Genomic DNA, 24672 nt, shown 5'->3' with positions numbered 1-24672 from the left:
ATTTTCTCGAATTAACGTTTACTAAATTGTGATGCTTTACGAGCTTTCTTAAGACCTGGTTTGGAAAGTATGAGTTTCATTTGGGCTAAAAACAGCGTAATACCAAGTCTTTTCAGAACGATATCTACTGATTCATTTCATAAAATTTGAATCAATATTTCTTAAATAGGGGAATAAACTAATCTACCTCCTCTTAATTGAACTCACTATTATAGTTTTAAAATATTATTTTTTTAAGTAAAATTCTTTATCAAATATTTTCATACTTCTACATAAATCTCCAAATTTTGAAGTATTTTCTCTTTTTTTTGACCATTGAGCTGCTTCTTCAGGAGAAAGCTTGCCTGTTTCTACCTGATAAATACCAAATAATTTTACTCTATGCTGCCACTTAGACTTATTATTATATTTCCCTAAATAATACCACTCAGATATCATGGCTAAAAATATAATAATGAGCGCTTCTTCTAACTCCGAATTTTCATCCGAAATTTCTTGAGATAAATACCATTCTTGAAATTTCTTTATCTTTTCAATAATATCTTGATTTTGATATCCAAAAGTATTTTCAGAATAAATATCAAATTTTCCCGAGTAATCTTTCCCTTTCTCTGAACTGCCGTAGGTATCATAGAAGCCTGCAGCTTTATCAATAAACTTAACGAACGTTTTTATTGCTAGGTCTATTACCTTGATGTTATCCCCTTTATAGTATTTTTTTATGATGTTAAAATAATCAGCGTCTCCCATACTGTAAGCTCTTTTTTCATTATTTACTTCTTCAATAAGACTAACTTGAAATTTATCTGGATTTACTTTTTTATTTCCAAGATTATAAACTATTGTATTTCCTGAAGTTGAAACTGCCATTTCCCGAATTGGTTTTTTCAATTCATTGAAGTCTCTATAATTTTGTTTTCCCCACATATAATCCTGCTTTCATTTATTTTTACTACAAACTTAATTTATCTAGTGGGATAGAATTAAAGAAGTAATCACATCCCATTTTCTTGATATAATTTTTTGTATCTTCATATTGTTCGTGTTTAAACCAATCATTGAAAACACAGAAGTATTTAACCTTATAACCTAAAGAAGTAAATAATTTCTCATATTCCATTTTTTAAATGACACCCGAGTAATTTTTCATCCACAATTCCTGAAGAGTTTTGAAATTTCTTGTCAATAATATAGGCGAATTTATTTTGTTCATTTATAAAGCACTCATCTGGCTGCCACTGTTTTGAATTGTATTCTTTATAATTTATTCCTCTTGGTTTTAAAAAAATACTATACAACTTTGATTTTGAAACGGAATAGCCTATAAGAACATTATTTTTAAACACTCTATGCTGTATCACTTCAATCCCTGCCTCTTCCAAAGCATCATCTAATGACGTAATTTGTTCAAACAATAACCCATTTTTATTAGTTTTTGAACCACCACCATGTTTAGTGGGTATTCTATTGTTCATATTTTTACCCTAGTCTCTCTTGGGTATAACACCCCACGTCATATTTCTTCCAGAATAGTTCCAATAACGTATATCCTGTTCAATAAATAACCATTTAATCGTTTTTACAATTTGATCAGTAGGATAGCCTATATTAAATGTTATAGCTCTTATTTCAGAATCTGTAATCTCTTCACACTCAAAAACTTTTAGTAGTAAATCATATAACTTTTTATACATCTCTGGATCTGACTCTTTTTTCTTTTGAAGGTCTAAACCAAAATCTGTATGTTTAGGATAGTTTCTTTTTCGTTTATTAGGTTCTGAATAATTCATATTTTCGACACAAACTAAAAAATCAAAACCATTATGTAAATTTGCAGGTCTTTGTAGATATACTCTATCGCCACTTTCTAAAGTTTCAACAAAATATTTGTATTTAGAAGCATCATTTCCTCTTCCCACACCCGCTTCTTCTTGTGAAAATTTCTCTACCACTCTCATTCGTACTTCATTTCTTGTTCCACTATTTGAAAAACTATAAGTAATTTCGTGATTAGACATAACTCCCCTTTTCCCACTTTAAAACCTATCAAAATAATAATGACAGTGCTTTTTAAAATATAATTTGATCTATTATAGATCATTTTGGACTAAAATTCTAGATCAATTCGGAATTTTTGATACTGTCAATAATTATGTGTAAACACTCAAGTAGAGTTATCTATCAAAATAGTAGAAAAGGAGAATTTCATCATGAAAAAAATCTTAACACTCCTACTTCTTCCCTTATCAGCTTTTCTTCTCATTTTTTGTTCATCACAATACAACCTAGATGGCAACTACTATTAGATTGATACCGAAAAATACCTAAGAAATGAGTTGTCATTCTCTATCAAAGATACTGAAGGTACGATTGAGAAGGGAGAGTACTACAGATTCACCGTCAATAGTAAAAACAACTGAAGATGTGTCATCTAAAGAAGGTGCTGATGCTTATAAAGAAGCACTCTAGAAGTACAATGAATTACACAACTAAAAGAAAAGTCATTCAGTTTATATACACTGAATGGCTTTTTAATTTATCTAAATCACTTGATTCTCTTCAAAATATTTTCTTTCACTTCGCTTTTATCTATGTGTTGCAGTTGAAATAATTTTGTAAATCTCATCATTTTCCTTCAAGGAAGTTAATAAATCCTTAAACATAAACGCATTGAAGTTGTTAGCTTTTTCTTGTTGTATTAAAAGCAACGCCATTACCCATAAAAACTCAACCGGATACTCACCTATACTATCCAACTCTCTATATTCTTCTTCCAATGAAGTAGAAATACATTCTTGAATGATTCTATTCCTATCATCATTAGTTTTCATAGGACTTTCAATAGAATTCCAATAATCAAGTAATTTTTCAATAAAATGAATTGACAGTTCTTTTTGAATTTGCTTTTTTAAAACCAAATCTACTGACCAATGAATATGTTTTGGAGTACGAAGCCTACTCCATACTCCATCTTTTAAAACCCTATATTTTAGCACCATATCAAACTCAGAAAAGGACCCTTGATGTATATATAAGATATATTTATCAGAAATCAAAATTTCCTTAATCAATTCATTAGCATGGTAATCTGGGTTTGAGTAGCTAACATCCCGATATTCTTTTTTTCTCCTACTACTTTCTGGGATCGCACCAACTTGTTTTAAGAATCTAAAATATAAATTATAAGTTTTTGTTGTTTCTTGTGATCCATGAACAGATTCTTTTTTATCCAACAGTTTCAACAATAAGTAATGTGGATAAAAACCTTCTTTACTGAAATCGATATTATCGATTTTTAAACCCTCAATATCAGTAATTAGTCCTTGTAAATCATACCCATCAGAGTGTATACCTAAGTATTTTGACAAGTTTTTAAAGTTTGTCGTTAACAATGAAGCAATTGAATCTTCTGATAGTAAATTGTTCAAGATACGCATAATATCTTTCTTCTCAATTTGACAACTGCCACTATTTTGTCTCTTTCTTATAACGACTTTCCCATTATAAGAAAAACAACCAATAGTATACTCTCCATCTTTAAAAGTAAAGAAGGCATATCCATATTTTTTTATAACAAACTCAGACATTAAAAATCTCCTACATTACAAACCAAGGATTCTTCTGATTTCCCCTACAAATTGCTTTTTAAAATAGAAAGCATGATTCTTGTTCGAAACCTCTCTACCATACACATTTGAATAAATTGGATGATATGGTTTAGAATCCTTGCTTCTTATTTGCATGAATTTCCCGTTTGAAGTATGGATAAATCCATCATCGCTGGTTTCAATATGATGGTTCAACAACTGACAAATTGTATCATAATCGTTGTGTAGTTGTTCCCTCAAACTAAAGAATCGTTCTTCATTCAAATCAACATGGATGCTCTCTAAAAACGACCATTCTGCTGGTTCTCCGACTTTACAAACGGGAACATACAAAATATTGTCAATTTTTTCAAAAAGTGATGTTTCTTCAAACGGTATATTCTGCAACAAATCATCGATCATGCTACTAACCTGAGTAATAAAAATCGTTTCTTTTGGTTTGCCTGTTTCGTCACACTTATTAGTCTTCAATTCCCCATCCTCAAAATCTCTATTTGTGTTGGATAGTTGCATCCCTAAAGCTAATTCTAAAAGTTGTCCGGTCTTGCCTTTATTAACTATGATAGTTTGCAATTCTCCGGCAGTAAATAAGTCTTTAAATTTAATATTGGCAATCTCATTCAACTTTCTTTCAGCTTCATGTAGTTTCATTTCAGAATTCCCCATTCTATCTTTATTTTTAAATCAACTCAATCCATTTCAAACAAAAATCAATTTGATCTATTATAGATCACTTTTCAGATATTTTCTATTCTTTTAATTATCTGATATAATAGAACCTGCTAATGTTCTATCAATAAAATTAAGAAGGAGGTCTATCACTTGCAACCTTTTGTAAAATGGGCGGGTGGAAAAAGACAACTAATTCCCGAATTAACAAAAATTATGCCCTCAAATTTCAATCAATATTTTGAACCTTTTATCGGTGGTGGAGCTCTACTCCTTGAATTAGAACATAAAAACTCAGTTATCAGCGATAATAATCACGTCTTAATTGGGACATATAACGATATAAAACACAACCTCGATAAATTATTTCCATTACTGGATAAACTCCAAAATGAGCACAATTCGTGTGGCGATAAAGAAAAAGCCAAAGAATTCTACTATCAACAACGAGATAATTTCAACCAAATTATTTTTGATGATAATGAATCCTTAAATAGAAGTGCCCTTTTCTTGTATCTCAATAAAGCGTGTTTCAATGGTCTATACAGAGTTAATTCTAAAGGTCTTTTCAATGTTCCATCTAACCAAAAAACTACTATCAACATTTATGAACGAGATAATTTAGTACAAATTTCTCAATTTCTGCAAACGGTAGATATTTACAATCAAGATTTCGAAAAAACAGCTGTTAAAGCAAAAAAAGGAGACCTCGTTTTCTTCGATTCTCCTTATGCTCCACTAAATCCTACTTCTTTTGATTCTTACACTAAAGAAGGTTTCAGCACGGAAGAACACATTCGTTTAGCAAACCTTTTTAAAAAATTAACAAAAAATGGAGTTTACTGTATTCTCACCAATCATAATACAGAGTTCATCAGAGATTTATACAAAGATTTTCATGTCAAAGAAGTCAATGTTAAACGTATGATCAATAGTGATGCTAAAAATAGAGTTGGGAAAGAAGTCATAATTACAAATTATGAACTTGAGGTTTAACAATGAAAAAAGTATTTCCCAAAAACTTTACTCCTTATTTTGAAAATGATTCTACTATTCTTGTTAATGGAGATTCGTTTGAAATATTAAAAAAAATAAAATCTAAATCGGTCAACTGCATCTTTGCTGATCCACCATATTTTCTATCAAATGATGGCTTTACAAATTCTGGTGGAAAACAAGTTAGTGTAAATAAAGGGGATTGGGATAAGAGCCTAACTACTGCTGAAAAACACAAATTCAATAGAAACTGGATTAAAAAATGTAAACGAGTATTAACTGATGATGGTACTATTTGGATTAGTGGTACTCTTCACAACATATACTCCATCGGCATGGCTCTAGAGCAAGAAGGCTTTAAAATTATCAACAATATTACTTGGCAGAAGCTCAATCCACCGCCGAATTTAGCAAGAAGATCTTTCACTCACAGTACCGAGACAGTATTGTGGGCTAAAAAAGATATTAAAAATAATAAACATTTTTTCAACTATGATCTAATGCGAGAAATCAATAACGGTAAACAAATGAAAGATGTTTGGTCTGGGCCACTTACCTCACCAAAAGAAAAAAAGTTCGGAAAACACCCTACACAAAAACCTTTGTATCTTTTGGAAAGACTACTTTTAGCTTCTACAAAAGAAAATGCACTTATATTAGACCCCTTTATGGGAAGCGGGACTACTGCAGTTGCTTGTAAAAAACTTAATCGTAATTTTATTGGTATAGAAAAAGAATCTGAATTTGTAGAATTAGCGAAGAATAGAATAATAAACACTAACACAGAATTTAACTTATTTTAGAACGGCTTAGATAAATCTAAGTCGTTTTAAAGTAAACTATCTAATATTCATAGAGTTTTTCTGTTTAACAGTATATTCTTCTGTCCCAAAAATTAATTTTATATATTAAAAACAAGTAGAACTACTGAACTCTGAAATTTAACATATGTATTCAAATTATGGTATACTACAATTAGTAGTATGATTAGGAGGTTTTTATGACAAACACTCAGAATATTAGCAATATCAAGACTATTGATGATTTGAAAATAAATAACATCTATACTAATGACGTTATTGCCAAAGTTTTTAAATGTTCCAAACAAGGTGGTATGAGAAAATCAAATACAACTAATACTCTCGTTCTCATATCAAAACAAACAGGTAAATCTATATACCATGATACATGGGTAGATAATATGCTTCACTATACCGGAATGGGACAAGTAGGTGATCAAAAACTTGATTTTGCTCAGAATAGAACTTTAAAGGATTCGGCTAAAAACGGTGTTACTGTACATTTATTTGAAGTATTTAAGGACACGGAGTACACCTATGCAGGTATAGTTAAACTTGCTGAACCACCTTACAATGTAACTGAACCCGATAAAAATAATAATAAGCGTATTGTCTATAAATTCCCTCTAAAATTAAAAACCTCAGAGTATTGCCCAAATAATGAGACATTAATACAAAATAAAAAGAAATTAGAAAAATCAATATCACGTAAAACTATTCAGGAAATTAAAGAATTAGCAATTGAAAAAAGCAAATTAAATAAAAATAAACATCTTGTTAGAAAAGTATCTACTTTTACCCATGAACGTTCTCCAGAAATAAAAGAATATGTAAAGGAACATGCTAATGGAATTTGTCAATTATGTGATAATAAAGCTCCCTTTGAAGTAAAGGGTAAACCATTTTTACATGTTCACCATATTGAGTACTTATCAAGAGGCGGCGAAGACACAATTGAAAATGCAATTGCAGTTTGTCCAAATTGCCACGCTAAAATTCATCAACTTGAACTTGAAGAAGACAAAGAAAAACTACTTCGTAAAGTCCAGGATCGGAATCTTTAATTTCTTAAGCAAGCTATAAATGCTTGCTTTTTTTATTAAAACATTTAATTTTATACTTCAGCTGAAATAAATTAATAATAAGCTACCCAATTAAAAGCGTAGTTCCATTAGCACAGTTCAGGTTAAATTTTGAACAATTGAGAAAAAAATTCTATTTTGATATTGGTTATATTATGATATAGTCATGAAAACTTTAAAAGAAAAAAATATTCAACGAGCATTATGGCATATTAAGCGTCATTGTATAAATATAGAGAACAATTATGAAAATGAATTGAGCAAAACTGAGTTATTACATTTGAAATCTAGTGTTGAAACACTAAGTCGAATTTTGAACAATGAAAAGCCCTATCCAAATTTGGAAATAGATGACGTATTTTAAAATATTTATTACACTTTTATAACTACCAGCAACTTTAAATCTAGTTATAAGCTTTATCAAATAAAAAAGCACCCAAGAGATTCCTCCTGGATGTATGTAAACGTTGATATATTCATGCTGACCCACATTTTGAGAATTGTGATGCTTTACGAACTTGTTTAAAACCTGGTTTGACAAGGTCTCTTTTCTATGGTTCAGTCGGTATAATTGTGAGTTCACTATGTTCATTTACAAAACTATACATTGGTACTCCAAAACTCTCTCCAGATATATTTTCATATAGAGCTTTTACAAAAATTCTAGCCATTCACTAGATGGTTCTACAGCATCATCAGTCTGAGAAGTGAAGCACATTTGAAGAATAAGTTCCATTATATCTAAATCGAATGCAATGAATTATCCTCTCTAAATAAATGAATAGTTCTTCTGATTATAAATTATTAATGAAAAATTGGTTTATTCGGCTCTCAGCTGCACTATATAATCATAGGTATCTTTTTTTAATTTTGAAAGCGGGTAATTTAAATAATCATTAAAACCATCATTTGCAATCTCTCCAAATATCATATAATCGAAAAATTCTTCTGAAAATTCCTTTCCTATATTACCTCTATCTCCCAAAAGATTAATTAAATAATCACGATATTCTTTACAATATTCCGTCTCTTTCCTAAACATTTCAGCAACATCTTTTTCATGAATTTCATAAGCATCTTCTAATTTTAAAACATTATTTTCTTGAGATTTGTCACCAAAATATAACTGTAACTTGGAAGAATCACTTGATAGATCCACCTTAAACATAACTTCTTCATCAGAATTAACTTTAAAAGGACAAAAGTCATAACTTTTACTGTTTTTTATTCTGTTACACGTACTGCAAGATGGGATTAAATTATATAAACTTAACGCAAAGAAAGGGTAAGTTTGTTTATCATAGTAATGATCAAATTCACAACCAGAACTATCATCACGAGAATTAATATAATTTCGATTGCAGTAGGGACAAACTGTGATACCTAAGTCCTGAATTAGACTAATATTATTTTTCTTAATTTCATTTTCAGGACACTCAATCTTTTTAGTAAAAAATCTTGTGTAATAGTTTCTAAAAGTATTTAACTTTTTAGAATTTACTTTGTTATTCATTATATCCTGAGATCTATCACTATTTATAGCATCATGAAGATTTTCAAGTTCATCAAATGGCATAGTAAGTAAACTCTTAAAATCTGTTACGCGCTCCGTCTTATTTTGCTTTTCAAGTATTTCATTTAATAAATTTACTACAAATGTACCTATACCATTTGGGGCAAGAATTCTAGAGTTTTGACTTAAAATATAGTCATAATATCTTTCCAATTCCCTTTCGCTATATAATGTCGTTATTCTTATCATTTTTTCCTTCTTGAATTTTTTTTATTTGATCTTGATACCATTTTATTTGTTGTTCATATTTTGAAATTTGATCAACTTCTTCACTCCAATTTGCATTTCTTATTTGTAGTTTTAAATGTTTACGAATTATATCCTCTCCAATGCTCTCTACAAAGTCTTCAAAAAATTGTTTGATCTTTTCTGTAGGGATTTTTTCATCAAAGTTCAAGTTATATTTCTTAACAAAACCTTAGAACTATATAATTTCTCCATTCTCTTATCACTAAGAGTCATTCCAATTTCTATAATCTCATTCGTAAGGACTGAAAAAAATTTCATAATTAAAATATTTGTTATAATCCTCGAATTCCTATCTTGAAAATTTTTTTCTAAAATCTTTTCTACTCTTTTTAAACTTTTATTTAAATATTTTTTTAATGGGTCTCCGCTAAAATAAGATTTTTTGTATTTATGTATTCCTTCGCCAGCTGGAGTTAATTTTATACATAGTCTTTTATTAGAAAACTTAATTAGATCATTTAATTTCCCACTATCTTTATTATGTGACTTTTCTTTTTTAAAATCTTCAATTATTACTTTAACTTGATTAATTGAATCCTCTCTATTTAAATATATTAGATTCATTTTTCTTAACATCGCTGAGGTTGAAACATCAAAAGAATAATCTCTCAATTTTTTTGAGTCTCCCAACTCTACCGAAGCAGAAAATTTTACAACAGAATATTTACCTTCATCAGTCCCACTCTCATACGATATATCTAGAAAATTACTACTATTTTTCTCAATTATAGAATTTAACAATCTTGTTTTCCCTACACCGTTTTCCCCAACAATACAATGTAGTGAATCAATTTTATCATAGTAATTAAAACTGCCACCAACATTTTTAAGACTAAATTTTATAGGGATCTTATAATCTGAATTCATTTTAAATCTCCTTCACTATACATTCAAAATTAGTTTTAATACAATATTCAGAAAAGTTTCCTAAGACTTTATCTTTACTTATTCCAAGTTTTAAAGCACCTTGAATAGGTCCTATTTTATCATCCAAATCAATAATTCGTCTAAAGCCTATACCATTTTTATAACACTCTATAACTTTCTTAATATTAGATACGCCTGGAGAAAAAGAATGTTCCTCAAACCACTTTTCTTTTTTTCCACTTTTAGGATAAGGGATAAATATCCGAATTACATTTTCGAATATAAGTTTGTACTTCCAACTCTGTCTTCCTGCCCAAATGTAATTTAAAACATTAGACTCAGAAACTTCTAAAATTGTTGCTATATATATTGCTGCGTTATTACTTGTAATAAACACAATGTCACCCTTTTGTGGAGGGTTATTTTTTAAATTATTATCAAATTCGCTATATCCCCAGATAGAGAATGACTCTTCTTCACTTTCAGTAATATCTTCTAAATCTTTATTCTCTTCTTTTAATGCTGAAATAATAACATCTTTTGATATTTTATTTTCAATCGTATTGAGGAAGGGGGAAGATAGTCCTGTTCCCCCAGCCATTACAAATATATTTTCATCTGCCATAATCAACCTCATAAACTAAGAATTAATAAAATTTATAATCGTCAAAATCGTTTAGTTTTACCTTTTGATAAAACGCTTACATATCGATTATACCATAATACACGGTATCAACTATAAATATTTTTTTCCGAAAAATAACTATTTTCCCGAAAGAAGTAAACCAACCTTAAAAAATTACTGTATTACATCTGTAATATTTCTTTGATATAATACAAGAAAAGGAGTTAAGCAAATGAAAAGATTTATCACATTACTTTTAGTGTCTCTATCTGCAATTTTATTAATTGCATGTTCCAACCAATCAAGTAATTCTTTAGATGGTGAATACTATTGGATAAACGAGAGTAGAAATGAAGTCGCTTTTACCATTTCAGGTAACAAAGGAACTATCAATAAAGGAGAGGCTGATGCTTTTACAATTGATAAAGATAATTCAACAATCGAATTGACGGGCTCAAATATCATTAGTCGAAAAGAGAGCTACACCTTTGAAGATGGCGTGTTCACTGTCGATATTTCAGGAACGAAACAAGACTATTACAAAAAGGACAGTGAAGCATATAAAAATGCCTTGAAGAAATACAACAATAAGTAAAATTTTCAAGCTATTCGTTAGTCTTTATACAACAAAAACGCTTTAATTTTGAAGCGTTTTTGTTATCTCTCTAAAAATAAGGTCAAAGATTTCTCTTTATTTATTTTTTAGTGCTTTTCAGACTATATTTTGATCATTTGAGGAAATAAACATTATTTTTGAACGTTTATCTGATAAGATAGGAGTATGAAAAATTTAAAAGAAGATAACATTCAAAAATCCTTATGGCATATCAAACGACATTGCGAGAATATAGAAAAAAATGCTGATGATCGTAGAAGAAAAATTGACATCTTCCATCTGATGGAAAGTGTCGAGATACTAAAACGAGTTATAAACGATGAAAAACCCTATCCGAACTTGGATAGGGAGGAAGTGTTTTGAAACATATTTCACTAAATTCTAGTTCATACTTTTTGTAAAATCCATTTTCACAAGTCTGGGTTTCAAGTAATTTTAGATTAGCTTTATCTCGATTATCAACAAAGTCCGACATCTTTTTCATTCAAAAATTTAGAATGAGTTTGATTGAAGGAAGGGAAATATCAAATAAACAGCTTACCGGTTAATCTCCGTCAATGTGCAAAATCCATTGAAAATTTATCGGTTATAATAATCTCAAACGGAATACTTTTCCCATAACAAATTCCATTCTTGACTAGATATGCTTCTACATAATGTCTACCAGTGTAAAGAGTACTTTCTTTTCTAACTCTTTTACCTTCTACTAACTCAGAATTGTAAAATCCACCTCGTAAAGAATTTGCTAATTCAGCTTCCCTGCCTGTATTTGTCACTTGCCACCAAATCTCATACCCTAGTATACTATTAGCCTGTACTTCAAATTTAAGACTACCATGTTTATTCAATTTTGTTCCGCTTTCAATCTTTTTCCACCTAAATCCTTTATATAGATAACTTGCCTTTATTGATACATCTTCTATCAAAAACTCTTTCCATTTTGAATTTTGATGATGACTTATAGAATTGACATTAACAATTGGGAATTGTTCTCCACTATTCTTAAATAAGCTAGTCCTTATAAATTTTATTTTATCTAAATAAGATAAATTATAATTTCCTACATTAAAATCTAATTTAAGTTGTTCCAACCATTTTTCAAATGCTTCAAAATAGCTACTATCTTTATCCCATTTATTAGATAGAACTTCGTCCTTATTTACAGGATTATATACACAAGGTTTTCCATCTCTAAAATCAATAGCATCCTTCAAGTGTTCAATAACATAGTTTATAATATCTAAAAAATCACTATAAATTGTACTGGCAGCCTGATATTGCTTTGCTGCTAATGTCGTGATGATTATAGAACTTGGTTTATATTCAATATCTTTTTCAAAACAAACCTCAGCATGTCTTTTCAAGATTTGAACAATCCTTTGCAAGGGAGTTCTAACTCTATATTCAGGAACTTTTTCAATAGATGCAGAAAATCTTTTAGCAACTTCTTTATGATAGATAGCGAACTTTGAAAGATCTCTAAACCACTTAGCGTACTCTTTTGGGTTACTTGTCTCCCAATTAGAAGTAATTTCAAAATAGTTTTCATGAGTTTTATCCGTGATTGCTATAAACCCATCATTTTTTTCGTTTAAAGGGACTGACGGCAGTATGTCTATATGAAAATTGCTTTCATCAACATATTTTAATGTCCAGCAGCGTTTGCTTTCCTCTGGCCCACTGGACATTGACTGAGCCTTAGCGTAACTCTTAACAATTTCCCCAAGATTATTTTTCAAAGAATATTGAGATTGGTCGTTTCTTCTTAACTTTGTGAAGTTGCAAACTATATCAATATCAAAAGCTCCATCTTCTGTTAATGGCTTGATGGCTGTTCCCAATTTAAACGATCCTTGCAAGTATATATCTGGGCTATTTTTGCTAAGTTCTGAATTTTTGATATAGTTAGCAATAGAATTGTACCTATTAGTAGCTATTTCATATTTCGAATACGAAACATCCAATTCTTCCATAATTGATTTAATCTCTTTTGAGATAGTAATATCTGTCAAAGTATCTTCCTCCTAAACAATATACTTCGAGGTTGCAGAAATCTTTTTAGAAAGTCCGTCTTTAGCAAAACAATTTTTTTCTATATCCTCAGCCTCTATTAGAAAATAATCATCATTTTCTAATACTTTGTCTAATATTTCTGTAGGTATTCTTGCTTCAAAAATGTCAAATATTTTTAATTCATCCATTTGAAAGTAAGTTGAAAACATGATTGGTTCTTTGACAGTTTTTAGATATTCAACTTGCGACTTTGTTACTAGGTCCTCTATAGAAATTCCAGCAGGTTCTAATTCTTCAATAAGCTCTCTAATTACAGTTACTTCCCTATTTTTTCTCGTATCAAACCAGTTAATAAACTGTACAAGGTGCTTCCCTTTTGTTATTAATCTTAGATCTCCACCTTCATAAAATCGAGTCTCAGATTCATCTTTCAACTCTAATTCTTCTTTTAGCCCTTTGAAGGAATCATGATATTTATAAACACCTCCTATAGGTTGATATTGGTCTATTCTTCTCCCTTTTATCAGCAAATAGCGGCCATTAGTCTGTTTAATTTGAAATAGGTAAGCACAACTCAATCTTATATCTTTGTTCCATCGAATAAGAGATTGAGACCATATTTTAATTCTACGTCTATTATTAAATATTGTCGATACAAGAAAAGTAATAACCGCAACAATTAGATTAACAATTAAGTCATGTAATATCTCCAAAACTACTCCTCCACTTCAAACTTCGTAGACTATTGACCAAGTTCACCGAGGAAGGAATCAATGTCTGACTTTTGGTTACTATGATTATAAAATTTAGTCTGAATAGCTCCAGTTCACCAGTATGCTTCTTCGCCACTAAGTCTACGCCTATATCGATTTTAGGAATTCTATAGCTATCTGGGACATCAGCCAACATCCAAACACCTATGAATTCATTCTTGTAGGTTGGTTCATTCTTTAAACATGCACGTACTAGATATTCAAAATAGGTCCCGCGACCAAGTTGTGTTTCCGCTAATTCATCAATTTGTGCAATTAGTGCTTCAAAAGTCATACGCTTCTCCTGTATGCCAAGAGACCTATAGGATTGTTTAAGTATGTCAGTACTTAACTAAATGCCCCATAGCTGATCATAGTTAGAACTATTATAACCTTTTAAAGTTCAAAAAAATAGCATTAACTGCATAGTAATGCTATTTTGAACCTATATACCAATATTTTCTGATTAAGTTACTATCTTGTCCACTTTCTATTCGGAAGTAAAAATAATGGTTCCATCCATCTTTAGAATTCTCTTTATTAAGTTTGAAGTAGTTTTTCTGATTCATTGCCATTGTTCTTAGGATGTCATCAATTAAGAAGGTCAAAGGCACATTCATCGCTGAATATTTTTGGAAGTCTTCTTCGAATCGGATATAGCCTTCTGAGAAGTAATCCATCTGCAATTTATTTTCATAAAGTTCTTTTCTACTCATAGACAACCTCTTCTAATAGTTGAATGTCCAGGATGTCTTCCACTTCAATCAGTTGGCATCCTTCAAGTGTTTTGATGGATATTGCCTTTACTGCAATTTCCCCCACCTCCCCAATTAAGGTTGTTTTTTTAGCTTTTTGTTTGACTATAAAGCGCCCCTTTAAATTCCCAACATAGAGCTGAGAAAGTAATAATAGTTTTTCTGTTCTGTTCAAGTCACTGGTTAGATCGACACGATATTTTTCTTCTCCTAGTGACGTGGTATGTTCAGATAAAAAGAAGCCCATCCATTTTTGCATACCTGAGTCTTGATATTCTCGGGCTGACTGATAGGGTAAATAGGAACGATCAATCATTTTAAACCATCTAGTCCACCAGCAGAATGACCTCCAATTAGTTTACTTCTAGCGATGCTTCTTGATGCTGACTCAAGCGCATTGGCTTTTAAAAGTGAAGTGAACCCAAACTGATCTCGTATGCTGTCAATCGCTGATTGGAGCCTTTCTTCTTTTTCTATTTTTTCAACATCATCAAATAAAGAAATGAGTCCAAACGATTCATCCACCAAACCCGAATAGTTAACGGCAATGTTCCTTACAGCACCTGAACTGTATTTCTGATGAAATAACTGTAAAACTACATTAGTTAGCGTGTCCGTATGATTAGTTGGTTCAATCTTTTTTTGTGTGTTAATTGATTTTTTATTTTCCTGTTTGGAATAGCCTACATGAACAGAGACGACAGTTGTTTTCTTACCTGCTCGTCTAAGACGAATAGCAACCTGTTCTGCCATCTCTCGAAGAACAATCTCAATATCCCGTTGCTTGACATAATCTCTTGGTAAGACTTGGGAGTTACCTAGTCCAGTGCTCTTTGGTTTATATGGATTATTAACATTGCTTTCATCTACTCCATTTGCGTAAAACCAGAGACGTAGCCCTACTACTCCCAAAGACTTTTTTAGTAAGTCGGGATTACTATTAGCAAGTTCCTTAACAGAAAAGATTCCCAGGTCATTTAATCTCTTTTCCATACGATGACCAATCCCCCAAAAATCCGTCATATTAGGAATTGCCCAAACCTTGCTTTCTACGTCTTCATAAGACCAATTAGCACGCATGGTGGGCATTTTCTTAGCTTCATTGTCTAGGGCTAGCTTAGCAAGCAAGGGATTACTATTTGACATACCCACAGTTGAGTAAATACCTGTCTTTCGCCAAATATCCTTTTGAATCTTAGCAGAAATCATATCCAATTTATCTTTTCGGGATATGGTCTGATCGCTAACAAAGTAGTTAAGAGAAGTCGTTAGGTCAATAAATCCCTCATCAATTGAATAAGGGTATATTTCATTGGGGCTACCGTAATCTTTGAAAACTCGTTGTATTTCCATATTAACCTCAATGTACTTGTCCATTCGAGGTGGAACGATAAAGGTGGTCTTCGCCCATTCCTCAATATAGCGTACAAAGTCTGGATCCGTTGGAAGTCCCTGTTTTTTTGCATTATAGAAAGAAAATTTTCTGGTTTTAACGTCAAAAGGTAAATCATAAGCCCGACCAACATTCTTTTTTCCAAATACTTTCTTAAACATAGGTGATGATGCCAATATTAATCCAGCAGAATTATCCGCTCGACTCATCACGCAGAGGGAGGTTTTAAGAGGATGAAGCCCTCGATCCACACACTCAACGCTTGCATAGAAGGATTTCATATCAATAAAGGCAATATCACTGACAGGCTCTTTTGAATAGTCAATGATTCCCATAACCTAGTCCTCCAGAGGCATAAAGTTTCCGACAATTTTTCCGACAATCCGAGGATCATCGTCATAAGGAGCAAATTTGTCTTTGTATTTTTTATTGATGGAAACGAGGCGTAAGCCGTCTTCTTCCAAGTAGACACGCTTGATATAGGTCTGCTCATTCCAAACAACTGCATAAACTGCCCCATTATAATCAAAGCCTGTCTCACGAATAAGGGCAACGGATCCATTCGGGTATTTAGGATCCATAGAGTCCCCTGAAACCCAAGAGGCGAAATCATGTCCTAACTCCTCATTATAGTAGACCGTATCGTATTCTTTTTCTCCATAGATAGTGGCTCCAAGACCAGCAGACATTTCTTCATAGACCCGATATTCATAACGTGGTTCAGCAATAGGGACCACCTTCTTATTCTGTTCTTCTGTAACTAAGTCACGAGCATAAGACACAACTTGTTCTTTTCCATTGGGTGAGAGGACATTATAGAGTCTGACAATCTCTATCTCAGTGAAATAGCCTTTGGGGACGTTCAAAAGTTTCTCTAATAATGCCACTTTCTCAGTAGAAGGTTCTTTGACTCCACGTTCCCAAGCAGAATAGGCTTGATAGCTAATTCCTAGCTTATCTGCAATATCTTTTTGTGTTAGTTTTAGCTCTTTCCTCCGAGCTTTTAATTTTTCTGGTTGATACATGTTTCTCCTCACATGACTAATAATTCTAAATTTGCCTTTCTTCTAGCTTCTGTCTCTGATAGTTTGTTGCTATCCCACACGTAAGCTAAAGATTTTCCCTTATTGTAAACAAGCCACACTTTAAAATACTTTATCTTCCTGATTTCATCCCATCGTGTCTGGTCAAGCAATTCTGGTAGTTCTTGACTCGTCACGAAATTGGTTTGTTTCAATCTCTTCTTTAGCCGTGCTATAAGCGAGGGTTGATATTGATTGAACTCTTCAATCAATATTTTTTTCAGCTTATGAAAGTAATGGTGAAGGGAGGCGTTTTGACCGTCTAGGTATTCATCTACTGCCTGCTTGATGGCTGATTCAGTATCCACTTGATAAACTCTCAACAAGTCAATCAGCCGAAAATAAAGTGCCTGCTTTGAAACTTCTAGATCCTCTTTGATCTTTTGGAAAGAATCGCAAGAGTAGTAAATCTTGGATAATAGCACAATATCAGGCATCAGAACAATAGCTGAAAATACATTGGCTTCTCTCTCTATAATAGATTCCTGATTATCCACTGATTCTGTAAAATAAGAACCATCGTGTTTCAAGATAAAGTGGCCTAATTCATGACACAAGGTAAAGTGACGCTTGGTCACTGGATTGTCTTGCTCATAGGAAAAACTCGTCCCTAGTTTATCAATAACTGTCAAACCTTCAATTTTATGATTTGAAAAGTGGTGACTGATGACTTGAATGTTATTCTCATGAATGCAATAAGCAAAATAATAGTGAAAGTGATAATTCAGAATCGAAATTTCCTCCTTTTTCATAAAAAAGTAGAGGGTTTGTTTTGTGATTTCACTTACTCGTAAATATAATTCATCCAATGAATAACACCTCCTTTAAATCTCAACATCTGACAAACTAAACCAGAATGGTTGAGTTTATTATACAAAAAAAGTAGACAATTGTCTACTGAAAATTCTAAAATATATCCTCAAACTTAGCAGAATCAATCTCTGATCTTCTAGCAAGAATCTTTTCCTTAATTATGGATATCAATTCATTCGGAGATTTATTTGCTAACGAATCATACATTATAAATATCAAAAATTCATCTGATATCAAACCATCTGAAAAATCAAATCTATTATATTCATCATAGTTCGTTTGAAAGTCCTTACGTAAAAATTCTTCTGAGATTAAACGTTCTGATATATCACTCCTAGCAAATTCATCGATTAACTTTAAAATATTATTTCCGACGTTAATCTTATACATCTGATCTAGATTATATAATCGTTCAAACCAATACTTTAGTCTTAGATATTGATTCTCATCTTGTATTTCAGATTCATCAAAAGATGTTAAATGAACATTTACCACGATATCCCCCCTAGATGCATATATATAACATTTTATATACTTTGCTAAAGAAACTCCATGAAAATACGCATTAAAAACACCTGTCGATTCATCTTTACCATATCCATGACGTTTTCGCTTATTACAGGTCCAGCAAGTTGTAACAAGATTACAGGGAGTTATAGCAAATTGAGGAAATTTAGACTTTGGTAAAACATGATCTAAATTTTTATCATTAAATCCCCACCGCTTATCACAAATAGGACATCTATCTGGAGTCAGAGAATATAGTCTATCCTTATAACCATGACTATCCTTCATACAATAATTGAAAATACCTTCCATTTGTTTAACAGTTATACCATATGCATCGTCCATCTCTTCCATAGTATACAATTGATGTCTATTGTCAAGATAGATTCCCTCATACAACTCTAGCTGTGCTTTCCACTCTGCTGAATCTACTTGTGTGAAAACATCCTTGATGTTCTGATCTTCCTTATTTGAAGAATCAGTGATTGCAGTATCACATACATCAGAAACTTTAAAATCCGGTTCGTCAATCTTCTTCATTTGTTTTTAATTCCTTCGATAGCCGTAATATAATTCTTGCTTCACTGCCCAAAGCGGCTTCAAAACTATCTGAAATTTGTTCTTCATCTATTTTATCTTGTAATACTTTATAGAAACCTGTATTTCTTAAGTCAGTACCAAAAATAGTATCATTAATAAAGCTAACACTTTCTCCATAAGTTTTACTTGATAGTTTCACTATACTACCCCTATGTCTATCAAAATCATATTTTAACTTCCTGATATTTGTATTAGGTATTTCCTGAAGTACGATTGCAGAGTGGGTTGCTAATAAACAAACACCATTTCCTTCCTCAACAATTTCTTCTACTGCCCTAATATACGCCTTTAAAAGTGGAGGGTGTAAGAATAGTTCAGGTTCGTCAATAATTACAAGTGTTTTTTCAAAGACCTTAATAATCAAATTCAATAAACTCAGTAAAACTATTTTTTGACCAGAACTTAATTCATTAATTATTTCTTCTGATAAATTTCTCTCTTCAATCAATGGAAGAATTCGAATAAACAACGGATCAAAGGAAAATTTATCTATAATTTTTTTAGTTCTACTTTCATTTTTGGGGGTTGTTGCCTCCGTAAAAAGTGTTTTTATTTCCTTAGTAATATAATCCTCTAAACTAGTCGTCTTATTGAAATCGATTCCAATGAATTTATAATTTTCGCTATCTTTCTTTATAATTCCAGTATCAAAAGGACTATATGAAATTAATACAATTGACTCAAATTGATTTATATTAGAAGTAATATTATTAAATAAATCACTATTTTTTTTAATATAAAGATCAATCAAATTTTTTATAAAATAGGTTTTCCCAGCTCCATTATTCCCTACAATTGCATATAAAGTATCTGGAAAATATTCTAATGAATGTGGATTCTTGCTAAATTCTAAAACATTGTTTTCATTTTTATCGACAATACTAATTTGATATTCATCGATATATTTTCCACCCATACTCAATCTATGCAACTGATTTCTGATTTCACTTAAAGAAACACTACGTAAAAAAGAATGCTTCAATAAATAATAGTCCTCTATGGGATGATAAATTGAATCATGCTTAATTGACTCATCTAGTCTATTTAAATCATAAGCAATATCCCCCATTTTTTTGAAATACTCATCTTTTTCAGGTGAGGATAGAAAATTATTTAAAAATTCATAATACTCTTTATCTCCAAGTGAAATCAGATTATATCCTTCATCTTGAACAAGAATCGATTGTAAGTCTATTTCCTTTTCATGCTGGTAAGGAATGAATGATATTTTAAGACTACCAAAATCGTAAATTTCACCTTCAATTTTTGCTGTCAATGCATACAATGTTCTATAGCCATAATCGTTCCAATGATCAAAAGCATAATAAATACCATCTCCTAGAGAACTAAAATCCTTATCAGTTAGAGGAAAATCTTTCTTCCATGTCTTACGTATAAAAGGATATTTTTCAAAAAAATCTATCATATTTTTAACCTCATAGCTTGTCGAAGCTTCACTTAAAGCAAGTCACCTTTTTTAAAGGCTTGCTTCCGTTCTTCCATAAACTCAATCAACTCTTTTTTAAAAATTTCCTTTTCTTCTTCGGTCAGTCCTTTTGAGTTCATACGGAAAAGTAATTCAATATTGTCTAATTCATCTGATTCTTCGTCTAAGTTCCCAACCAGATAATCAACGGACACATTTAAAACTTGTGCAATTTTAACGAGATTCTCCTGTGTTGGTTTTTTTACTCCACGTTCCCATGAAGCGTAAGCAGGTTGCGAAATTCCCAGTTTTTCGGCAACTTCAACTTGAGTAAAGCTTGCCTTTTTTCTTAGTTCTTTTAAGCGTTCCGAAAAGTCCATTTTTAAGCCTCTAAAAATTTTAAAAATTTTTCCAAAAACCTCTTGACAAATATAACCAATGGTTATATAATATAAATATAGCCGATAGTTATATTGGTTTTAAAAATAATAATGCTAACTTCTAGCATCACGATCTTTGAAAATTAAATAAAAAGTGCGTCTGACAACCAGAGGACTGATTGCCAAAACTACACTAAACTTCGTACCTTTATTGTAAACGTTTTGGAAAGAAAAGTCAAGTCTGTTTGATGGTTGAAGTGAAGATTTAAAACATTTTTGTGGACTTCCACGCATTTCGGACTTTCGCACTTTTCCGAATAGTAAAGTGAACTGGCTTCGCCAAAAGGCGTAAGAGAATCTTAAGGGTATGACAATGACTACCTGATGAGATTGGCTGGGAAAGCGATGGTAATTCATGCAATGCACCTTGCTAAACGTTGCCACCGTGAAGGAAGAATCCTTCAACCAAATAACTTTTCTCTACTGCTGTCTATCTAATTTACTAGATAGATTTACTCTAGCTACTAAGTCCATTTTCTTAGTAGCTTTTTACTTTTACAATAAAGGAGAACATATGACTAACTTTTTTCGCACAACAATGTGAACGAATTTATAAAAACTACATTTTCACCTATGATATCTTTTCTACATCTGAACAACTCCAGGGACAACTCTATCATCAAGCCCAGAAGGATTTAGATAAACTTGCCAACCAATCACTGCTTACTGGCTTTTCTCAAGGTGAAGTACAATTTTATAGCAGAATGTTTAAACGAAAACTTTTTACTCATTATTACTCACGAGTGAAGCAACTAGCTTAACTCTTTTTATTTTACACTCAGAAAGGAAATACTTATGATTCCAGAAACACTTGTCATGCTACCAGAATTTATCGGTACTGCTTACTACGAAAAATTGGGAAATGCCCCACGCTATGTCTTCGGAAAAGAAGGCAAATATCAACGCCACGTGCTAAACAATGAACAACACGGAGCCTTCCACGTGATTACACCAGCTTCTGCTACTGTCTTTCCAGAAGATGCTCTAGTTGAAGTGGTCAATCCAATTTTCCTTGCAGACACTTCCCTAAACGGAAATTCCGTTGCCCCAGCGCTCAATGTATTTGCTGAAAAATTGGTTTTGAAAAAATAAAAAAGAATAGGAGAAAACATACATGGCTAAAATTGGATTAAACTACGGAGAAAAACTTCAAATTGCAGACAAAACCTATCGGGTAATCTCAGAAGGTCTAAATATCCCTCAAGTCTTTGGAAAACTTACCTTCCGAGGTATTGAAGGAACAGATACCATCTATGAAATTGACCGTTCCCAACGCAATCCTGACGGCTCCTACGTTCAGGTTAATACGGGGGAAATTCGGGGTGTTGTGGTAGGAATTCATTCTTCAGTCCAACACGAAACCCTCTTTTTCACTATTGCCGATATGGCGGAGTCTGAAATCGAAGACTTGGGACTCAAATACCGTGAGGAAGTGGAGCTAGAAGACATCGTCGTAACCCATACTCACGTTAACCGCAACGATATCTACAAGCTCTTTGCTTCTAAGATTAAGAAAAAAGGGGCAAGTCCTAAAGACTCTAAACCCGTAGAAAACAAGAAAGAAAACTAGGAGGTGACATATGAAACTCTTTACCTACCGTGGACAAAGAGTTCAAGTCTATCATCGACATATCAAGGCAATCACTTGGTTTATCTTGTGGTCGCCTTTTTTATTTGCCTTAGCTTACTACGGCTATCAACATCACTTGGAACTACAAGCCCAACCCTTTCCCAAAACCTACTACTTAGTTGCCTTTGCCTTACTATCCGCTCTTATCTCTCAAATCCTGAATTGGATTTGCTACGAGAAACTACTCGCTTTTCAAAAACTCAATAACTTGCGAATTCTCTCTCGTTTTCTCTTAGAAAACAACCTCTATCTAGTCAAGAAAGTCAAACGAGAGAAAAGGACGATAGAGAAAATCAGGCTTCCTCAAGTCTATCTTAAACAATCTCGTTATAGTTTGGAAGTCAGTTTTATCTTAGAAGGCAATAAGTTTCAAGATCGATTTCTCAATCTTGGGGCAACACTTGAAGTCATGTTTAATGGTGACTTTCGAAATAAAACCTTTGATAAACGTTTTATTAAGTACGATATCGCCATCAATCGTATTGATAGCCGTATTGGGATCGACCAAGTAGTGGTTGACGGGTCAAAACTCCAACTTATGAAAGATGTTGTTTGGGACTTCATCGAAGAACCACACTTACTGATTGGTGGAGGGACAGGAGGAGGGAAGACGATTCTTCTCATGTCAATCATCTATGCTCTTGCTAAGATTGGTTTCATAGATATTTGCGATCCGAAAAATTCTGACCTATCTGGTTTGAAAAAAATTCCTGTCTTTCATGGTCGAGTCTTTACCAGTAAGGAAGATATTATCCAGTGCTTTAGGGAAAACGTGGAGTTCATGGAAAAACGCTATGAACTCATGTCTACCTCTCCCAAGTTTCAAGCTGGGAAGAATTTCACTTATTACGGGATGAAGCCTAAATTCATTCTGGTAGATGAATGGGCAGCACTTATCGCTAAAATCGAACGTGATTATAGCCTACAAGCAGAAGTCACCGAATACCTTACTCAACTAGTCCTAGAAGGCCGTCAAGCTGGGGTTTATGTGATTTTTGCCATGCAACGTCCTGATGGGGAGTTTGTCAAAACTGCTCTTCGGGATAACTTTATGAAGCGCCTCTCAGTCGGTCATTTAGAATCAACAGGCTATGACATGATGTTTGGTGATGCCAATAAAACCAAAGAGTTTAAAAAACTGGATAAAATTAATGGTATTAAGATAAAGGGGCGGGGCTATATCGCAAACAACGGAGACTTGGCTGGTGAATTTTTCTCTCCTTATGTACCATTGGACCGGGGCTTTTCTTTCTATGAAGCCTACTCGCAAATTCCCATTTTAGAATTTGAAGGAGAAGAGTTTTCTGTCTTTAAAGACTATAACTCACTAGTCCCAACAAAAGAACTAATAGAGGAGGTAGAACAGGTAGAAAACCATGTCAACCAACGACCTCTAAAAGATTTTGCGGAAGAGCAGGAACTAAAAGTCGCAACGCTTCGAAAGATTATCTATCTCTTAGAAGAACAAGGAATAGATTTTGGCCGTTCTGACTCGGCTATTTTGGTGACTCCTCTTCAAGAAGAACTCCTTCTTGAAACTCTTCTCTGCTTTGAAGAGGGCGGACGAAGATCTTATGCCAAAGCCGTTCAGATGGTGCTTAGTCATCAGGAACTAGGACAAGGACAAGGGCAAGCCTGACGGCAAGTCAGGCGCAGACCGTAGCCCGAAGTTCCTAGTTTCTGATGATGAAACCCCCGATTTCTAATAGGGGGGTTACATTTGGCAAAATGGCAAAGTCCAACCCTCCTCATTCCTTGTAAGAGTTGGGATTGCGAATTTTAGAAAGTGTGTCACTTTGGCAAAAAAAGTGTGTCACTCATAAAAAAGGAGGTGTCCCCATGAATGGATAAAATCAGCCCATTCAATCTTAAGAAATTTCGTCAAGAAACAGGCATGAGCCAAAAACAATTTGCAGAAGCGGTTGACCTACCTACTAGAACCTATCGCTCCTACGAAGCTGGCGAAAGAGGATTGAGCATTGAAAAGTTCCGTGACCTAAAAGCCAAACTAGGCTTTCATAGAGATCATGAAAAGCAAAGTTTGCGTGCTCGGATTGACTACTTGCGAATCTCTTTTCCTGCTCTACGTGACTTAGAGTCTTTCTGTAAAAACTTTCTCTTCTGTCATCTGAGCGAATTTAGCGCTCAGGAGACACGGCTCATGAACTACACCCAT

Annotated in this window: 30 protein-coding genes and 1 pseudogene; 10 read left to right on the top strand and 21 right to left on the bottom strand. The window is 32.6% G+C overall.

What is annotated here, in order from left to right; genetic code table 11:
• Positions 1–11: 11 nt before the first annotated feature.
• The 6 genes and pseudogenes from GMD6S_RS13030 to GMD6S_RS10290 form a co-directional block, all read right to left on the bottom strand.
• Positions 12–116: pseudogene (locus GMD6S_RS13030) on the bottom strand (30S ribosomal protein S9); the annotation flags it as partial.
• Positions 117–225: 109 nt separating this feature from the next.
• Complete coding sequence (locus GMD6S_RS10310) at positions 226–927, bottom strand: DUF7004 family protein (RefSeq protein WP_000264479.1); 702 nt, start codon at positions 925–927, stop codon at positions 226–228.
• Between the two features lie 182 nt (positions 928–1109).
• Positions 1110–1475, bottom strand: a complete 366-nt coding sequence (locus tag GMD6S_RS10305; protein ID WP_008282470.1) for a hypothetical protein — start codon at positions 1473–1475, stop codon at positions 1110–1112.
• A gap of 9 nt (positions 1476–1484) precedes the next feature.
• Positions 1485–2018, bottom strand: a complete 534-nt coding sequence (locus GMD6S_RS10300; protein WP_000064905.1) for a hypothetical protein — start codon at positions 2016–2018, stop codon at positions 1485–1487.
• Positions 2019–2585: 567 nt separating this feature from the next.
• Complete coding sequence (locus GMD6S_RS10295) at positions 2586–3587, bottom strand: hypothetical protein (RefSeq protein ID WP_001288894.1); 1002 nt, start codon at positions 3585–3587, stop codon at positions 2586–2588.
• Positions 3588–3602: 15 nt separating this feature from the next.
• Positions 3603–4259 (bottom strand): MutH/Sau3AI family endonuclease, encoded by a 657-nt coding sequence (locus GMD6S_RS10290; protein ID WP_000766070.1) that lies wholly within the window; start codon positions 4257–4259, stop codon positions 3603–3605.
• Positions 4260–4430: 171 nt separating this feature from the next.
• Here GMD6S_RS10290 and GMD6S_RS10285 point away from each other — a divergent pair, with 171 nt between their 5' ends.
• The 4 genes from GMD6S_RS10285 to GMD6S_RS12460 all read left to right on the top strand — a co-directional run bounded on the left by GMD6S_RS10285 (position 4431) and on the right by GMD6S_RS12460 (position 7519).
• Positions 4431–5273, top strand: a complete 843-nt coding sequence (locus tag GMD6S_RS10285; RefSeq protein ID WP_001182267.1) for a DNA adenine methylase — start codon at positions 4431–4433, stop codon at positions 5271–5273.
• Positions 5274–5275: 2 nt separating this feature from the next.
• A complete protein-coding gene (locus GMD6S_RS10280) occupies positions 5276–6076 on the top strand; it encodes a DNA-methyltransferase (RefSeq protein ID WP_000755287.1) in 801 nt (266 codons plus the stop codon).
• Between the two features lie 197 nt (positions 6077–6273).
• Positions 6274–7137 (top strand): HNH endonuclease, encoded by an 864-nt coding sequence (locus GMD6S_RS10275; RefSeq protein ID WP_000185763.1) that lies wholly within the window; start codon positions 6274–6276, stop codon positions 7135–7137.
• 184 nt (positions 7138–7321) lie between these two features.
• Complete coding sequence (locus GMD6S_RS12460) at positions 7322–7519, top strand: hypothetical protein (RefSeq protein ID WP_081502087.1); 198 nt, start codon at positions 7322–7324, stop codon at positions 7517–7519.
• A 456-nt stretch (positions 7520–7975) separates the two neighbouring features.
• On the opposite strand, the gene GMD6S_RS10265 is transcribed toward GMD6S_RS12460, so the two are convergent.
• Genes GMD6S_RS10265 through GMD6S_RS10250 form a run of 4 tightly spaced genes read right to left on the bottom strand, consistent with a single transcriptional unit; the run spans position 7976 to position 10469 of the window.
• The gene (locus GMD6S_RS10265) at positions 7976–8881 is read right to left on the bottom strand and encodes a hypothetical protein (RefSeq protein ID WP_192811847.1); all 906 of its coding nucleotides are present in this window, start codon (positions 8879–8881) and stop codon (positions 7976–7978) included.
• 10 nt (positions 8882–8891) lie between these two features.
• The gene (locus GMD6S_RS10260) at positions 8892–9125 is read right to left on the bottom strand and encodes a hypothetical protein (protein WP_001008296.1); all 234 of its coding nucleotides are present in this window, start codon (positions 9123–9125) and stop codon (positions 8892–8894) included.
• Positions 9122–9844, bottom strand: a complete 723-nt coding sequence (locus GMD6S_RS10255) for a hypothetical protein (protein WP_001083556.1) — start codon at positions 9842–9844, stop codon at positions 9122–9124. Before GMD6S_RS10255 ends, GMD6S_RS10260 begins: the two co-directional genes overlap by 4 nt.
• Position 9845: 1 nt before the next feature.
• Entirely contained in the window at positions 9846–10469 is a 624-nt protein-coding gene (locus GMD6S_RS10250; RefSeq protein WP_000752836.1) for a hypothetical protein, read from the bottom strand.
• A 232-nt stretch (positions 10470–10701) separates the two neighbouring features.
• Between GMD6S_RS10250 and GMD6S_RS10245 the strand changes: the two genes are divergently transcribed.
• Entirely contained in the window at positions 10702–11064 is a 363-nt protein-coding gene (locus tag GMD6S_RS10245; protein WP_000819423.1) for a hypothetical protein, read from the top strand.
• A 186-nt stretch (positions 11065–11250) separates the two neighbouring features.
• Positions 11251–11448 (top strand): hypothetical protein, encoded by a 198-nt coding sequence (locus GMD6S_RS10240; protein WP_000793099.1) that lies wholly within the window; start codon positions 11251–11253, stop codon positions 11446–11448.
• Positions 11449–11639: 191 nt separating this feature from the next.
• On the opposite strand, the gene GMD6S_RS10235 is transcribed toward GMD6S_RS10240, so the two are convergent.
• The 11 genes from GMD6S_RS10235 to GMD6S_RS10185 form a co-directional block, all read right to left on the bottom strand.
• On the bottom strand, positions 11640–13097 hold the full coding sequence (locus GMD6S_RS10235; RefSeq protein WP_000129936.1) for a nucleotidyltransferase: 1458 nt from the start codon (positions 13095–13097) through the stop codon (positions 11640–11642).
• Between the two features lie 12 nt (positions 13098–13109).
• The gene (locus tag GMD6S_RS10230) at positions 13110–13811 is read right to left on the bottom strand and encodes an SMODS-associated NUDIX domain-containing protein (RefSeq protein ID WP_000404289.1); all 702 of its coding nucleotides are present in this window, start codon (positions 13809–13811) and stop codon (positions 13110–13112) included.
• Complete coding sequence (locus GMD6S_RS10225; RefSeq protein WP_008282466.1) at positions 13795–14145, bottom strand: restriction endonuclease; 351 nt, start codon at positions 14143–14145, stop codon at positions 13795–13797. The genes GMD6S_RS10230 and GMD6S_RS10225 overlap by 17 nt, the downstream gene beginning before the upstream one ends.
• 139 nt (positions 14146–14284) lie before the next feature.
• Positions 14285–14566 (bottom strand): DUF5960 family protein, encoded by a 282-nt coding sequence (locus GMD6S_RS10220; protein WP_000087382.1) that lies wholly within the window; start codon positions 14564–14566, stop codon positions 14285–14287.
• Entirely contained in the window at positions 14559–14921 is a 363-nt protein-coding gene (locus GMD6S_RS10215) for a hypothetical protein (RefSeq protein ID WP_000567226.1), read from the bottom strand. Before GMD6S_RS10215 ends, GMD6S_RS10220 begins: the two co-directional genes overlap by 8 nt.
• The gene (locus GMD6S_RS10210) at positions 14918–16333 is read right to left on the bottom strand and encodes a Y-family DNA polymerase (RefSeq protein WP_000511335.1); all 1416 of its coding nucleotides are present in this window, start codon (positions 16331–16333) and stop codon (positions 14918–14920) included. The genes GMD6S_RS10215 and GMD6S_RS10210 overlap by 4 nt, the downstream gene beginning before the upstream one ends.
• A 3-nt stretch (positions 16334–16336) precedes the next feature.
• Positions 16337–17023: an XRE family transcriptional regulator gene (locus GMD6S_RS10205; RefSeq protein ID WP_000284659.1), complete on the bottom strand. Its 687-nt coding sequence runs from the start codon at positions 17021–17023 to the stop codon at positions 16337–16339.
• Between the two features lie 8 nt (positions 17024–17031).
• A complete protein-coding gene (locus GMD6S_RS10200; RefSeq protein ID WP_000344041.1) occupies positions 17032–17889 on the bottom strand; it encodes an ImmA/IrrE family metallo-endopeptidase in 858 nt (285 codons plus the stop codon).
• 97 nt (positions 17890–17986) lie between these two features.
• Positions 17987–18940, bottom strand: a complete 954-nt coding sequence (locus tag GMD6S_RS10195) for an HNH endonuclease (protein ID WP_000717712.1) — start codon at positions 18938–18940, stop codon at positions 17987–17989.
• Positions 18927–20426, bottom strand: a complete 1500-nt coding sequence (locus tag GMD6S_RS10190; RefSeq protein WP_000564715.1) for an AAA family ATPase — start codon at positions 20424–20426, stop codon at positions 18927–18929. Before GMD6S_RS10190 ends, GMD6S_RS10195 begins: the two co-directional genes overlap by 14 nt.
• A 32-nt stretch (positions 20427–20458) precedes the next feature.
• Positions 20459–20806, bottom strand: coding sequence for a helix-turn-helix domain-containing protein (locus tag GMD6S_RS10185; RefSeq protein WP_000347608.1), 348 nt, complete (start codon positions 20804–20806; stop codon positions 20459–20461).
• A gap of 855 nt (positions 20807–21661) precedes the next feature.
• Here GMD6S_RS10185 and GMD6S_RS10180 point away from each other — a divergent pair.
• The 4 genes from GMD6S_RS10180 to GMD6S_RS10165 all read left to right on the top strand — a co-directional run.
• Entirely contained in the window at positions 21662–21958 is a 297-nt protein-coding gene (locus tag GMD6S_RS10180) for a hypothetical protein (RefSeq protein ID WP_000611955.1), read from the top strand.
• Positions 21959–21980: 22 nt separating this feature from the next.
• Entirely contained in the window at positions 21981–22436 is a 456-nt protein-coding gene (locus tag GMD6S_RS10175) for a hypothetical protein (RefSeq protein WP_001062571.1), read from the top strand.
• A gap of 10 nt (positions 22437–22446) precedes the next feature.
• On the top strand, positions 22447–24135 hold the full coding sequence (locus tag GMD6S_RS10170) for an FtsK/SpoIIIE domain-containing protein (RefSeq protein WP_000765654.1): 1689 nt from the start codon (positions 22447–22449) through the stop codon (positions 24133–24135).
• Between the two features lie 204 nt (positions 24136–24339).
• A partial coding sequence (locus GMD6S_RS10165; RefSeq protein ID WP_000357953.1) for a helix-turn-helix domain-containing protein occupies positions 24340–24672 on the top strand: 333 nt, incomplete at its 3' end.

This window comes from Streptococcus sp. GMD6S, from assembly GCF_000297015.1.
This window is presented reverse-complemented; position numbering and strand designations above follow the sequence as displayed.